Origin of the sequence: Paraburkholderia graminis C4D1M (genome assembly GCF_000172415.1) — a bacterium.
Classification (GTDB): domain Bacteria; phylum Pseudomonadota; class Gammaproteobacteria; order Burkholderiales; family Burkholderiaceae; genus Paraburkholderia; species Paraburkholderia graminis.
In genome coordinates, this window is the sequence record NZ_ABLD01000010.1 from 25628 (window position 1) to 39361 (window position 13734).

Here is a 13734-nt window from a genome sequence, read left to right on the forward strand (position 1 = left end):
TCCAGGCCAAGGAGTAAATCAAATGACCTCAATTCAACCGATCGAGCCGTCCACGACGCTCATTCCCGAGAAGAACCTGGCGAAGACGCTGACCGTCGGCATCATCACGGCGGTGCTCGTGATCGCCGCGCCGATGATCATCGGCACCGCGGGCGGCAACTACTGGGTCCGCGTGCTCGACTTCGCGATGCTGTACGTGATGCTCGCGCTCGGCCTCAATGTCGTGGTCGGCTTCGCCGGCCTGCTCGACCTGGGCTACATCGCGTTCTACGCGGTCGGCGCGTACACGGCGGCGCTGCTGTCGTCGCCGCATCTGTCGTCGCAATTCGAATGGATCGCGCATCTCGCGCCGAACGGGCTGCACGTGCCGTTCCTCATCATCGTGCCGTGCGCGATGGGCGTGGCCGCGCTGTTCGGCGTCTTGCTCGGCGCACCGACGCTGCGTCTGCGCGGCGACTACCTCGCCATCGTGACGTTGGGCTTCGGGGAAATCGTGCGGATTTTCCTGAACAACCTCGACCGTCCGGTGAACATCACCAACGGACCGAAGGGCATCACGGCGATTGCGCCGGTGCACCTGGGCGACTTCAGCCTGTCGCAGTCGCACTCGCTATTCGGCTTCCAGTTTCCGTCGGTGTACTCGTACTACTACCTGTTCGTGCTCGCCGCGCTGCTCGTGATCTGGGTGTGTACGCGTTTGCAGCACTCGCGTATCGGCCGCGCATGGGCCGCGATCCGCGAAGACGAAATCGCTGCGAAGGCGATGGGCATCAACACGCGCAACGTGAAGCTGCTGGCGTTTGCGATGGGCGCGTCGTTCGGCGGTCTGTCAGGCGCGATGTTCGGCGCGTTCCAGGGCTTCGTGTCGCCGGAATCGTTCACGCTGCCCGAGTCGATCGTGGTGCTCGCGTGCGTGGTGCTCGGCGGCATGGGCCACATTCCGGGCGTGATTCTCGGCGCGGTGCTGCTCGCGGTGCTGCCCGAATTCCTGCGCTCGACGATGGGTCCGCTGCAGCACATGATCTTCGGCCATGAAATCGTCGATACGGAAGTGATCCGTCAGCTCGTCTACGCATTGGCGATGGTGCTGATCATGCTGTACCGCTCGGAAGGCCTGTGGCCGTCGCCGAAGCACGAAGACAAGATTGCGAAGCTGTCGAAGCGTGCCGGCAAGAAGCCGGTGCGCGCGTAACGGACGCGGATAGGAGAAATCACATGAGCGATAAAAAAATCCGTCTGTCCGTGCAGGGCGTCAACAAGCGCTTCGGCGGTTTGCAGGCGCTATCGGACGTCGGTCTTCAGATCGAGGAAGGCACTATTTACGGTCTGATCGGCCCGAACGGCGCCGGCAAGACCACGTTCTTCAACGTGATCACGGGCCTTTACACGCCTGACTCGGGTGACTTCAAGCTCGACGGCCAGAACTACACGCCGACGGCCGTCTATCAGGTTGCGAAGGCCGGCATCGCGCGCACGTTCCAGAACATTCGTCTGTTCGGCGGCATGACCGCGCTGGAAAACGTGATGGTCGGCCGCCACGTGCGCACGAAGCACGGCCTGATCGGCGCGGTGTTCCAGACGCCCGCCGAGCGCAAGGAAGAGCGCGAGATCAAGGAGCGCGCGATCGAACTGCTGGAGTACGTCGGCATCGCGCAGTACGCGGACTACACGTCGCGCAATCTGTCGTACGGTCACCAGCGCCGGCTTGAAATCGCGCGCGCGCTCGCGACCGATCCGAAGCTGCTCGCACTCGACGAACCCGCAGCCGGCATGAACGCAACGGAAAAAGTTGAACTGACCAGGCTGCTCGACAAGATTCGCGCGGACGGCAAGACGATCCTGCTGATCGAGCACGACGTGAAACTCGTGATGGGTCTGTGCAACCAGATGACGGTGCTCGACTACGGCAAGGTGATTGCGCAAGGTCTGCCGCAAGACGTGCAGAAGGATCCGAAGGTGATCGAAGCTTATCTGGGTGCAGGAGTCCACTGATGTCCACGACGCAAACCATGTTGAAAATCAAGGGCCTTCAGGTCAACTACGGCGGCATCCAGGCAGTCAAGGGCATCGATCTCGAAGTCGCGCAGGGCGAGCTGGTCACGCTGATCGGCGCAAACGGCGCGGGCAAGACCACGACGATGAAGGCGATCACGGGTCTCAAGCCGTATGCCGCGGGCGACATCGAGTATATGGGCCAGTCGATCAAGGGCGTGCCGCCGCACGAGCTTTTGAAGCGCGGCCTCGCGATGGTGCCGGAAGGCCGCGGCATCTTCGCGCGCATGTCGATTGTCGAGAACATGCAGATGGGCGCTTATCTGCGCACCGACACCGACGGCATCAAGGCCGACGTCGATCGCATGTTCGGCTTTTTCCCGCGTCTGAAGGAGCGCGCCACGCAATACGCGGGCACGCTGTCGGGCGGCGAACAGCAGATGCTGGCGATGGCGCGCGCGATCATCTCGCGTCCCAAGCTGCTGCTGCTCGATGAGCCGTCGATGGGTCTGTCGCCGATCATGGTCGAGAAGATCTTCGAAGTGGTGCGCGCGATTTCGGGTGAAGGCATGACCGTGCTGCTGGTCGAGCAGAACGCGCGTCTCGCGTTGCAGGCGGCGAACCGCGGCTATGTGATGGACTCGGGTCTCGTCACGATGTCGGGCGACGCGAAGCAGATGCTGGACGATCCGAAGGTGCGGGCGGCTTATCTGGGTGAATGAGCTGGGTGAATGAGCTGGGTGAATGAGTTGGGCGAATAAGCCTCGCAAACTAAAGCCTCAATAACAAAGGCCGCATGCGTAACCAACGCATGCGGCCTTTGTCTTTGCGCGGCGCGGCGCAGCACACCGCACCACGAAGCACTCAACCCCGCGAAGAATCCGCCAGCTCGCCAAGACGTTTGCCGAAACTCACGACTTCATCCGCGCGATAACCGAGCGCCTCGTAAAACGCGCGCACGTCGTTCTTCGCGGACAGCACTTGCAGGTTCAGCTTCGGGCAGCCCAGCGCGGTCAGCGCCGCTTCGACGTGCGCGACCAGACGCGAGCCGATGCCATGCCGCCGCAACGACTCGTCGACGGCGAGCGAGTAGAGCCAGCCGCGATGGCCGTCGTAGCCGCCCATTACCGTGCCGACCACGCGTTCACCCAGCACGGCCACGAAGAACAATTCGGGCTGCGTCGCGAGCTTGTTTGCGATCGACAGACGCGGGTTGCGTTGCGGCTTCGTCGCGTCCCGGTACTCGGGAAACGCCTGTTGCCACAACGCGATCACGGCGTCGGTGTCGCGTGCGTCGAAACGGCGGATCGAAAGCGCGGCGATTGTGCTCATCATGCGTGGCCCGCTTCGATTACAGCGTGTCGAGGATCGAACGCAGCATCGCCATCATCTGGTCGATCTCTTCATTCGTGACGTTCAGCGCCGGCATGAAGCGCAGCAGGTTCGGACGCGCCGCGTTCAGCAGCAGGCCGTCGGGCTGCATGTCGCGCGCCTTTTCGACGATCTGGTTGCCGATGTCCTTGCCGAGCAGCAGCGCGCGCAGCAGACCTTCGCCGCGCTCGCCCTTGAAGCCGCGCTCTTCCGACAACTCCAGCAGCTTCGCGCGCAGATAGTCGCCGCGCGCGCGCACGCCTTCGAGGAAACCCGGCGCGGTCAGTTGCGAGATCACCGAATAGCCGACGGCCGTCATCAATGGATTGCCGTTGTAGGTGCCGCCCTGATCGCCCGCTTCGAAGATTGCAACTTCGGCTTTCGAGAGCAGCGCAGCCAGCGGCACGCCGCCGCCGATGCCCTTGCCGAGCGTCATGATGTCCGGCTCGATGCCCGACAGCTCATACGCGAACAGCGTGCCGGCGCGACCGCAGCCGCTTTGCACTTCGTCGACGATCAGCAGCAGGTTGTGCTTGCGGGTCAGTTCGCGCAGTTGCTGCATGAACTCGCGCGTGGCGGGAATCACGCCGCCTTCGCCCTGAATGGGTTCGAGCATCACCGCGACCGTCTTCGCGTTGATCAGTTTTTCGACCGACGCGATGTCGTTCAGATCCGCTTTCGGGAAGCCCGGCACTTGCGGCGCGTAGATCGTGTCCCAGCCCGGCTTGCCGCTCGCCGACATGGTGGCGAGCGTGCGGCCGTGGAAGCTGTGATCGAACGTGATGATTTCGAACGCGCCGTCCTTGTTCTTCTTGCCCCACTTGCGCGCGAGCTTGATCGCGCCTTCGTTCGCTTCCGCGCCGCTGTTCGCGAAGAACACCTTGTCGAAGCAGCTATGTTGCGTGAGCAGGCCGGCGAGCTTCGCCATCGGCTCGTTATAGAAAGCCGGCGACGGATTGATGAGCAGTTGCGCCTGCTTGTTCAACGCTTCGATCATGCCTTCGTTGCAGTGCCCGAGCGAGTTCACGGCCCAGCCCTGAATGAAGTCGAGATAGCGCTTGCCGTTGTTGTCGTAGATCCACGAGCCCTTGCCGTGCGTGAAAACGATGTCGGGCCGGTTCGTGATGTACATCAGCGACTCGATCGGATACTCATTGAAGTTCATGACGGCAGGCTCCAGGCAGCGGGTAACAAGTGGGTGAGGGAAAAACAAAAAAGCCACGGCATGCCGTGGCTTTCATGATTCGAACAGCTTGCGCTCTGTTGTAGCGCGAATCCGTGACGAAGCCGGCGGCGTCCCTAGGGAAGCGGCGAGCGGCGACGTCGAAGTTCGGACTGGATGCGGTTCATGCGCGAAAGAATACGACAAGGCAAGCGCCGGTGTAAACCACGAATTTGCACACAGCGCGTCGCGTCGGCGTTTTGCTTAGACGGCGTTGGCGAGATCCGCCGCGCTCGTGAACGAATCCGCGTAGAACTCGTCTTCGGGCAGGCGATGATGTTGCGTGAAATCGCGCTGCGCCGATTCGACCATGACCGGCGCGCCGCACGCATACACCTGATACGCGGACAGATCCGGCAGATCCTCGATCACCGCGCGATGCACGAAGCCGACACGGCCGGTCCACGCATCGCTCGCATCCGGCTCCGACAGCACCGGCACGAACTTGAAATTCGGAATCTCGCGCGCCCATTGCTCGGCCAGCTCGAGCAGATACAGGTCTTTCTTGCGACGCGCGCCCCAGTACAGCGTCATCGGGCGATTCAGGTTCTTGAACACCGCATGTTCGACGATGGCCTTCAGCGGCGCGAAGCCCGTGCCCGACGCGAGCAGCACGATCGGCTTGTCCGATTCTTCGCGCAGGAAGAAGGTGCCGAGCGGTGCTTCGAAGCGCAGAATGTCGCGCTCTTTCATCGTGTTGAATACGTGGTCGGTAAAGGCGCCGCCGGGCATGTGGCGGATATGCAGCTCGATCGGGCCTTCGGCGTGCGGCGCGTTCGCCATCGAATAGCTGCGGCGCTTGCCGTCCTTCAGAATGAACTCGAGGTACTGGCCGGCAAGATACTGAAGGCGTTCGTTCGCGGGCAGTTGCAGCTTGAGCACGACGACGTCGTCGGCCTTGCGCTCGATCGCGTTCACGCGGCACGGCAGCTTTTTGACCTGCACGTCGCCCACGCCGGCCACTTCGCGGATGTCGATTTCCAGATCCGAGCACGCCGTCGCGCAGCAGAAGAGCGCCATGCCGCGAGTCTTTTCATCGTTCGACAACGCCGACGACGAGTGCGCGCGCTGCTCGACCTGGCCGTTCACCACGGCGCCCTTGCATGAACCGCATGCGCCGTTCTTGCAGCCGTACGGCAGACCGATGCCCTGACGCAAGGCCGCGGTCAACACCGGTTCGTCCTGTTCTACCTGAAACTGCCGGCCGCTTTGCCGGAGCGTGACGTTAAATGCCATATGTGTTCGGAAATGGAAAGTCGGTAATCGTTAATAAGTCACGGCGAGGCTACGGCGAAGCTACAGCGAGGAGCAGCAAGGGCTGCGCCCACTGCCGCCCGATGCGCGCGGCGCGTGGCGGCTACAATGCCTGCACCATGAAAGCGACACGAAACTTCCGCCGTCCGCGCGTGTTGATCGTAGGTTGCGGCGATGTCGGCATGCGTTGCGTGCCTCTGCTGCTGCCGCACGCTCACGTCTTCGCGCTCACCAGCCACGCCGGGCGCTGCGCCGAATTGCGCGCCGCGGGCGTCTCGCCGCTGGTCGGCGATCTCGACGAGCGCCGCAGTCTGAAACGGCTCGCGGGTCTCGCGCCGACCGTGCTGCATCTCGCACCCCCGCAGAAAACCGGCGACGACGACCGCCGCACCCGCGCGTTGCTCGCCACCTTGAGCATGCGCCGCGACTTTGCTTTGGCACGCGCAACACGCTATGCAACCTCGGCGCCGCTTGGGCGCATGCGCCGCGCTCGCGCCTCGTGGGCAACAGCAGGCACAGCGGCAGAACCAGCCAATATTGTACCCGACGGCCTTCGCCGGACCGCGGCTTCGCGCGCGCCCGTGTGCTTCGTCTATGCGAGCACGACGGGCGTCTATGGCGATTGCGGCGGCGCGTGGATCGACGAAACGCGCAGCGTCGAACCGGCCAATGCGCGCGCGAAGCGCCGCGTGTCCGCCGAGCGCCAGTTGCGGCGCGCAACCGCGCGCGGCTCGATTGCCGCGAGCATCGCGCGCATTCCCGGCATCTATGCGGGCAATCGCCTGCCGCTTGCGCGGCTCGAAAAACGCACGCCCGCGCTCGTCGCTACTGACGACGTCTACACGAACCACATTCACGCCGACGACCTCGCCGCGATTCTCGTGCGTCTCGCGACACACGGCCGGCCCGCGCGCGTGATCCACGCGTCCGACGACTCATCGCTGAAAATGGGCGAGTACTTCGATCTTGTTGCGGATGCATTCGGTTTGGCCCGCCCGCCACGCATCACGCGGGAGCAAGCTGAAGCGCAGATCGAGCCGACCTTGTTGTCGTTCATGCGCGAGTCGAGGCGGCTCGTGAATCGCCGGCTGAAAGAAGAGCTGGGCGTGCGTTTGCGCTATCCGAGCGTCGAGGATTTTTTGCGGGAAGCGGGGCGTGGCGAGCAGCGCTCGAAGTGATGAACGACGCCAAACTGTGAAGCGCGATAGCCACGTCGCGTGGCCGCGGACAACAGAGAACCCGGCGCGACCGCTGCGCGCCATGCGCCGCTCGCTTCGCCGTTCAGGTCAGCGCCGGCAGCGCCTCAAGCAGCAAAAAGCACAGCATTGCGCCGACCAACGCGCCGATCAGATTGGGGTCGTACTTGTGCCGCCGCCGCATCACGATCAGCAATCCGCCGATCAGCAGCACCCCGAGACACACGAACGCCACCATCACATATGAGTTCATGATTCCGTTATGGACGATCATGGCGCCTCCTTGAACTCTTTGTAGTCTTTGTTTAGACGAGTATAGGGCGAGCCATGAGCAACCGCATGCTGCGGCGCAGCGTTCAACGCATGCAGGGCGCGAGCGAATGTGCGTCCGCGCGCATCGAATGTCCTGTGTCGTCAGACAGTTGCGTGCGCTATAGCGGCGCTGTTGTCGCGCTGTTGTCGCGCTGTTGTCGCGCTGTTGTCGCGCTGTTGTCGTTTACCCAGTCCGTGAAGATCCCAACAGCTTGAGTTCGGTTTCGTCGAGCCATTGCCACGCGCCGGGCGCAAGCGTCGCGGGCAACGCAAGGCCGCCAACGCGCTCGCGATGCAGCGCTTCGCAACGGTTGCCCGCCGCGGCGATCATCCGCTTGACCTGGTGATACTTGCCTTCCATCACGGTAAGCGCGAGCGAATGCTCGCCGCGCGCGTGAGCGTCGATCGCGGCCACCGCTTTCGACTCGCCGTGCAACATCACGCCATCGCGCAACGCGCTCAACTGCCGGTCGTCGATGGGGTGACGCGTGGTCGCGACGTAGACCTTCGGCACCTTGCGTTTCGGCGACGTGAACATGTGCACGAACTTGCCGTCGTCGGAGAGCAGCAGCAGGCCGGTCGTGTCCTGATCGAGCCGGCCCACGCATTGCACGCCGCGCTCGGCGAATTGCGGCGGCAGCAGACTGAACACGCTCAAATGATGCTGCGGATCGCGCGAGCATTCATAGCCCGCCGGCTTGTTGAGCAGCAGATACGCATGCTCGCGATACGGCCACGGCACACCGTCGACGCTGAAGCTGAACGACGCGTCGTCGGTTGCAAAGTCCGCATCCGGGTCCGTGCATACGATGCCGCCAATCGCGACGCGAGCGTCCGCAATCAGCGCGCGGCATTGACGGCGCGAGCCGAAGCCCTGGGAGAAAAGAATGCTTTCGAGATTCATGGCGAGCGAAGAATAACACCGCAAGAAGCGGGGCGTGCCGCGCGGCGATCGCGGCCACGATGGTCACTTCCTAATCCGTTGCAGGAGCCATCGATGCACGCCACGCCGTCCTCATCCCGTGTCGCTTTGCCGGCCGCTTTTCAGCGGCTCGCATGGTCGAATCTCGTCGCGCAATCGGCCGAGCAGATCAGTCTTGCCGCCGCGCCGCTCGTCGCAGTGTTCGCGCTCGGCGCCGACGCGCGCGGCACCGGCCTGTTGCAGACAGCGCAGACCTTGCCGTTCCTGTTGCTGTCGATTCCGCTCGGCGTCTGGGCCGACCGCCGCTCGCGCCGCACGTTGATGGCGCTCGCCGAAAGCCTGCGTGTCGTCGCGATGCTATGCGTTCTCATGCTTCTGCTGACTCATGCGCTCAATCTTCCCTTGCTCGGCGTGCTCGGTTTCATCGCCGCGACGGGCACGGTCGCCTACAACGTTGCCGCGCCGTCACTGGTGCCGTCGATCGTCTCGCGCGAAGCGTATGCGAGCGCCAATGGACGCCTTGAACTGGCGCGCAGCGTTGCCTATTCGGCGGGGCCGGCGCTCGGCGGGTTGCTCGTCGGCTGGATCGGCGCGGGCTGGGCATACGGCTGCGCGGCCGGCTTGTCGGCGTTGGCGGTGGCTTTGCTCGCGGGATTGCGCGAACCGCCTCGCGCGCCAGTGCCCGCGCGTCACTTCATGCACGAACTGCGCGACGGCATGCGTTTTGTTTGGCACGATGCCTTACTGCTTCCGATGCTCGCGACCGCGGTCTTTTTCAACCTCGGCTTCTTTGTGCTGCAAGCGGTGTACGTGGCGTATGCGGTGCATCGGCTCGGGCTCAGTGCGTCGGCGGTTGGCATCACGCTTGGCGCGTATGGCGTCGGCATGGTGTGCGGCGCGCTGGCCGCGCCCGCCACCGCGCGACGCCTCGCGTTCGGGCGCGTGCTGATGATCGGGCCGTCGTGCGGACTGCTGGCTTCGCTCGTGATGGTGGCGACGCTCGTCGCGCCGTCGTTCTGGCTCGCGCTGCTGAGCTTCTTCCTGCTCGGCGTTGGGCCGATCCTCTGGGTGGTCGGCTCGACCACGCTGCGTCAGGCCATCACGCCGCAACGGATGATGGGCCGCGTCTCGGCGCTCAACAGCACGGCCACCTACGGCGCGCGGCCTGCGGGCGCATTGCTCGGCGCGTTGATCAGCGCGCATTGGAGTGTGGACGCGTGCCTCGTCGTCGCGGCAGCGGCGTTTCTCGTGCAGGCGTCGATCATTGCGATGTCGCCTGCCGCGCGGCTCGCCCGCATTCCCGAACAGCAGCATGCCGCCGCTTGCTGAAGATCAATTCCATCGCGTGCAGGACGCCAGGGCAAACCCGTAAAAATGAAAATGAATTTTTTTCTTGGCCGATTCCATGTAAATATACTTTCATGCATTCCGCTTACACCACTAAAAACTCGCTGTTGCAAAGACACTACCGCGCTGCATCGCCCGCATGATTCATCAACCGTCCGTTGCATCCAGTCAGGCAGAGCAGGCCATTGCCGCGCGCATCGCAGCGGCGATGCCCACTCTCACGCCGATTCATCGGCGCATGGGCGAGTACGTGCTGGCCAATCTGTTTCGCGCGGCCACCATGCGGATCGACGAACTCGCGAGTGTGGTCGGCGCGTCGGTTGCAACGGCGAATCGCTTTGCGCGCTCGCTCGGCTTCGACGGCTATCCGCAGTTCCGTGAGGCGCTCGTGCGCGGCTTCGAGGCGACGCTCGCGCCGGTCGAGCGGCTACGCAGCGCGCAAGAGTCGCTCGCCGCGGGCGACGATGTCGTCGACGCGTCGCTCGAACAGGCGGCCAGCAATCTGCATTTGACGCGCACCGCGATCGACAGCGCCGCCGCCGAAGCCGTCGTCGAAGCCATTCTCGCCGCGCGCCGCGTGTTCGTGCTCGGCGCGGGCACGAGCGCGTTTCTCGCCGGGCTGATGGAGCACAACCTGATGGCCTATCACGACAACGTGCAGTCGCTCGCGTTCATCGGCGGACCGTCGCATGCCGCGCGGCGTCTGTTCAATTGCGATAAAGGCGACCTGGTGATCGGCATCGCCTTCCCGCGTTATGTCGACGACACCATCGAACTCGCGCGCCGTGCGGCGACGCGCGGGGCACGCGTGCTTGCGCTCACCGACGGTCCGCGCTCGCCGCTCGCGCAATTCGCCGACCTGTCGTTGTATGTGCGCTCCGAACGCCGGCTTGCGGCGAACGCGGACGCGGCCGTTCTCGCGGTGATCGAAGCGCTGTGCGACGCGGTTGCGTATCGCGCGAAACGCTCGGTGAAGGCGGCCGCCGAAGTCACCGAATTTGTCCTGCCGTGGCTTACCGATCCGCTCTCCGCGTCGGCGTTGGCGAGTACGGTCGCGCAAGCGGCCGGCGCTGCTGTCGCAAAACCTCGCACTGCAAAAGCCCAACCCAAACTCAAACGATGAACACCAACGCAGTCATTGCCATTCATGGCGGAGCGGGCACGATCCTGCGGGCGTCGCTCGCGGCGAGCGCCGAAGCCGAATATCACGCGGCGTTGCACGCGGTGCTGAGCGCCGGTCAACGCGTGCTCGCGGACGGCGGCAGCGCGCTCGACGCGGTGAGCGAAGCGGTGCGGCTGCTCGAAGACTGTCCGCTGTTCAACGCGGGCCGTGGCGCTGTGTACACCGCGGCGGGCACGCACGAACTCGACGCGGCGATCATGGACGGCAGCACGCTCGAAGCCGGCGCGGTCTGCTGCGTGAAGCGCGTGCGCAATCCGGTTCTGGCGGCGCGCAGTGTGCTCGAGCGCAGCGAACATGTGCTTTTCACCGGCGAAGGCGCCGAAAGTTTCGCGGCCGCGCAGGGACTTGAATTCGTCGAGCCTGCGTACTTCGATACCGAGGCGCGTCATCGTCAATGGCTGCTTGCGCGCGATCAGCAACGTGCGATGCTCGACCACGACGGCGCGAGCCTCGCTGCTTCGTCATCGTCAACGTCAACGGCTGCTCACGAGCCCACGCCGCACGAACCGATCGATCCGAACCGCAAGTTCGGTACTGTCGGCGCGGTCGCGCTCGACCGGCACGGCCACGTGGCCGCGGCGACATCGACGGGCGGCGTCACCAATAAACAGGTAGGACGCGTGGGCGATACGCCGCTGATCGGCGCGGGCTGTTATGCGGACGACGCGACCTGCGCGGTCTCGACAACCGGCTCCGGCGAAATGTTCATGCGCATGGTCGCCGCCTACGACGTCGCCGCGCAAATGGCCTATCGCAACGTGTCGTTGCACGACGCCGCGCACGACGTTGTGATGAACCGCCTGCCGAAGATCGACGGCCGCGGCGGCCTGATCGCCGTCGACGCGCGCGGCAACATTGCGCTGCCGTTCAATACCGAGGGCATGTACCGCGGTTTCGCGCGCGTCGGCGAAACGCCGGTGACGGCGATCTACCGTTAGTTCGTCATCCAGAATAATATTGCAGAACCGCCCGCGCGTTCGAATTTAAAGGAACCACCGTGCCGACTTCATCGCACACCGCCAGCCCGCTTATTGAACCCTTGCCGCCGCAGCGCGTGCTGTCGGTCGACAACCTGTCGGTTGCGTTTCGCAGCGGCGAGACCACGTTTAACGCGGTGCGCGATCTGTCGTTCACGGTCGAGCGCGGCGAGACGCTCGCGATCGTCGGCGAATCGGGGTCCGGCAAATCGGTGACATCGCTCGCGTTGATGCGGCTGATCGAGCACGGCGGTGGGCGCCTTGCCGGCGGCAGCATCATGTTCCGGCGCCGCGACGGCAACGTGCTCGACCTCGCGAAAGCGTCGTCGGGCACGATGCGTTCGATTCGCGGCGCCGACATCGCGATGATCTTTCAGGAGCCGATGACGTCGCTCAATCCGGTCTTCACGGTGGGCGATCAGATCAGCGAGGCCATTTCGCTGCATCAAGGCAAGAGCCGTTCCGCGGCCTTCGCCGAGACGTTGCGCCTGCTCGAACTCGTGCGCATTCCCGAGGCGCGGCGCGTGGCCGCGCGCTTTCCGCATCAACTGTCGGGCGGCATGCGCCAGCGCGTGATGATCGCGATGGCGCTGTCGTGCAAGCCCGCGTTGCTGATCGCCGACGAACCCACCACCGCGCTCGACGTGACCATTCAGGCGCAGATTCTGCAACTGATCCGCGGCTTGCAGGACGAGATGAACATGGGCGTGATCTTCATCACGCACGACATGGGCGTGGTCGCGGAAGTCGCAGACCGCGTGCTCGTGATGTATCGCGGAGAAAAAGTGGAAGAGGGCGCGTCGGATACGATTTTTGCCGCTCCGTCGCATGCTTATACGAAGGCGCTGCTCGCGGCCGTGCCGCGTCTCGGCGCAATGCAAGGCACCGATCAGCCCGCGAAGTTTCCGATTCTGACCGTCGAGCAGGCGAGCTTGAGCGGCGCCGATGAACCCGTGCGCCCCGCGGCCGCCGTCGCGAAAGAAGAGCAGCCGCGCGTCGATGAAAGCACGCCGCCTATTCTGCGTGTGCGCGATCTCGTCACGCGCTTTCCGGTGCGAAGCGGTCTCTTTGGCCGCCTGACCGGCCGCGTGCATGCCGTCGAAAAAGTCAGCTTCGATTTGCGGCCGGGCGAGACGCTCGCGCTCGTCGGCGAGTCGGGCTGCGGCAAGTCGACCACGGGCCGCTCGTTGTTGCGACTGGTGCAAAGCCAAAGCGGCTCAATCGAATTCAACGGCCGCGAAATCAGTTCGCTGACCGGCGCGTCACTACAGGCATTACGCCGCGACATCCAGTTCATTTTTCAGGACCCGTTCGCGTCGCTCAATCCGCGGCTCACGGTCGGCTTTTCGATCATGGAGCCGCTGCTCGTGCACGGCGTCGCGCAAGGTGCCGAGGCGCAAGCGCGAGTCGCGTGGCTGCTCGAAAAAGTCGGCTTGCCGCCCGAGGCCGCGCGCCGCTATCCGCATGAATTCTCCGGCGGTCAGCGGCAACGCATTGCAATTGCGCGCGCGCTCGCATTGAATCCGAAAGTCGTGATCGCAGACGAATCCGTTTCCGCGCTCGATGTCTCCGTGCAGGCGCAGATCGTCAATCTGATGCTCGATTTGCAGCGCGAACTGGGCGTCGCGTATCTGTTCATTTCGCACGACATGGCGGTGGTCGAGCGCGTCAGTCATCGCGTGGCCGTGATGTATCTCGGACAGATCGTCGAGATCGGGCCGCGTCGCGCGGTGTTCGAGGCGCCGCAGCATCCGTACACGAGAAAGCTGATGGGCGCGGTGCCGGTTGCCGATCCGGCGCGCCGTCACGCGAAACGCATGCTCGCCGCCGACGAAATCCCGAGCCCGATCCGCGCATTGAACGATGAGCCTGTGGTAGCGCCGCTTATCGCGGTCGGACCGGATCATTTCGTCGCGCAGCATCGCGTGGGCGGTGCGTATTGAACGAGTCGTCAAAGC

13 protein-coding genes are annotated in these 13734 nt (G+C 64.2%); 8 read left to right on the top strand and 5 right to left on the bottom strand.

What is annotated here, in order from left to right; translation table 11 throughout:
* Positions 1-22 precede the first annotated feature (22 nt).
* Genes BGRAMDRAFT_RS17435 through BGRAMDRAFT_RS17445 form a run of 3 tightly spaced genes read left to right on the top strand, consistent with a single transcriptional unit; the run spans position 23 to position 2714 of the window.
* Positions 23-1192, top strand: a complete 1170-nt coding sequence (locus tag BGRAMDRAFT_RS17435) for an ABC transporter permease subunit (protein ID WP_006050123.1) — start codon at positions 23-25, stop codon at positions 1190-1192.
* Between the two features lie 23 nt (positions 1193-1215).
* Complete coding sequence (locus BGRAMDRAFT_RS17440; protein WP_006050124.1) at positions 1216-1992, top strand: ABC transporter ATP-binding protein; 777 nt, start codon at positions 1216-1218, stop codon at positions 1990-1992.
* A 17-nt stretch (positions 1993-2009) separates the two neighbouring features.
* Positions 2010-2714: an ABC transporter ATP-binding protein gene (locus BGRAMDRAFT_RS17445; protein WP_029968028.1), complete on the top strand. Its 705-nt coding sequence runs from the start codon at positions 2010-2012 to the stop codon at positions 2712-2714.
* 142 nt (positions 2715-2856) lie between these two features.
* Here the strand turns inward: BGRAMDRAFT_RS17445 and BGRAMDRAFT_RS17450 are convergent, their stop codons facing one another.
* From BGRAMDRAFT_RS17450 to BGRAMDRAFT_RS17460, 3 genes are all read right to left on the bottom strand, one after another.
* The gene (locus tag BGRAMDRAFT_RS17450) at positions 2857-3324 is read right to left on the bottom strand and encodes a GNAT family acetyltransferase (RefSeq protein WP_044021325.1); all 468 of its coding nucleotides are present in this window, start codon (positions 3322-3324) and stop codon (positions 2857-2859) included.
* Between the two features lie 19 nt (positions 3325-3343).
* Positions 3344-4528, bottom strand: a complete 1185-nt coding sequence (locus BGRAMDRAFT_RS17455; protein WP_006050127.1) for an acetylornithine transaminase — start codon at positions 4526-4528, stop codon at positions 3344-3346.
* A 261-nt stretch (positions 4529-4789) separates the two neighbouring features.
* Positions 4790-5821 (bottom strand): CDP-6-deoxy-delta-3,4-glucoseen reductase, encoded by a 1032-nt coding sequence (locus BGRAMDRAFT_RS17460; RefSeq protein ID WP_006050128.1) that lies wholly within the window; start codon positions 5819-5821, stop codon positions 4790-4792.
* A 137-nt stretch (positions 5822-5958) separates the two neighbouring features.
* On the opposite strand from BGRAMDRAFT_RS17460, the gene BGRAMDRAFT_RS17465 reads away from it, so the two are divergent.
* Entirely contained in the window at positions 5959-7017 is a 1059-nt protein-coding gene (locus BGRAMDRAFT_RS17465; RefSeq protein ID WP_044021327.1) for a Rossmann-fold NAD(P)-binding domain-containing protein, read from the top strand.
* A 103-nt stretch (positions 7018-7120) separates the two neighbouring features.
* On the opposite strand, the gene BGRAMDRAFT_RS17470 is transcribed toward BGRAMDRAFT_RS17465, so the two are convergent.
* Together BGRAMDRAFT_RS17470 and BGRAMDRAFT_RS17475 are read right to left on the bottom strand one after the other, a co-directional pair.
* Positions 7121-7309 (bottom strand): hypothetical protein, encoded by a 189-nt coding sequence (locus BGRAMDRAFT_RS17470; protein ID WP_006050130.1) that lies wholly within the window; start codon positions 7307-7309, stop codon positions 7121-7123.
* Between the two features lie 222 nt (positions 7310-7531).
* The gene (locus tag BGRAMDRAFT_RS17475; protein ID WP_006050131.1) at positions 7532-8251 is read right to left on the bottom strand and encodes a pseudouridine synthase; all 720 of its coding nucleotides are present in this window, start codon (positions 8249-8251) and stop codon (positions 7532-7534) included.
* Between the two features lie 93 nt (positions 8252-8344).
* Between BGRAMDRAFT_RS17475 and BGRAMDRAFT_RS17480 the strand changes: the two genes are divergently transcribed.
* The 4 genes from BGRAMDRAFT_RS17480 to BGRAMDRAFT_RS17495 all read left to right on the top strand — a co-directional run bounded on the left by BGRAMDRAFT_RS17480 (position 8345) and on the right by BGRAMDRAFT_RS17495 (position 13719).
* The gene (locus tag BGRAMDRAFT_RS17480; protein ID WP_006050132.1) at positions 8345-9598 is read left to right on the top strand and encodes an MFS transporter; all 1254 of its coding nucleotides are present in this window, start codon (positions 8345-8347) and stop codon (positions 9596-9598) included.
* 157 nt (positions 9599-9755) lie between these two features.
* Positions 9756-10739 carry a MurR/RpiR family transcriptional regulator gene (locus tag BGRAMDRAFT_RS17485; protein ID WP_006050133.1) on the top strand — a complete coding sequence of 328 codons (984 nt, stop codon included), beginning with the start codon at positions 9756-9758 and terminating at the stop codon, positions 10737-10739.
* Entirely contained in the window at positions 10736-11737 is a 1002-nt protein-coding gene (locus BGRAMDRAFT_RS17490; protein WP_006050134.1) for an isoaspartyl peptidase/L-asparaginase family protein, read from the top strand. The genes BGRAMDRAFT_RS17485 and BGRAMDRAFT_RS17490 overlap by 4 nt, the downstream gene beginning before the upstream one ends.
* A gap of 59 nt (positions 11738-11796) precedes the next feature.
* Positions 11797-13719, top strand: a complete 1923-nt coding sequence (locus tag BGRAMDRAFT_RS17495; protein ID WP_006050135.1) for a dipeptide ABC transporter ATP-binding protein — start codon at positions 11797-11799, stop codon at positions 13717-13719.
* Positions 13720-13734 lie beyond the last annotated feature (15 nt).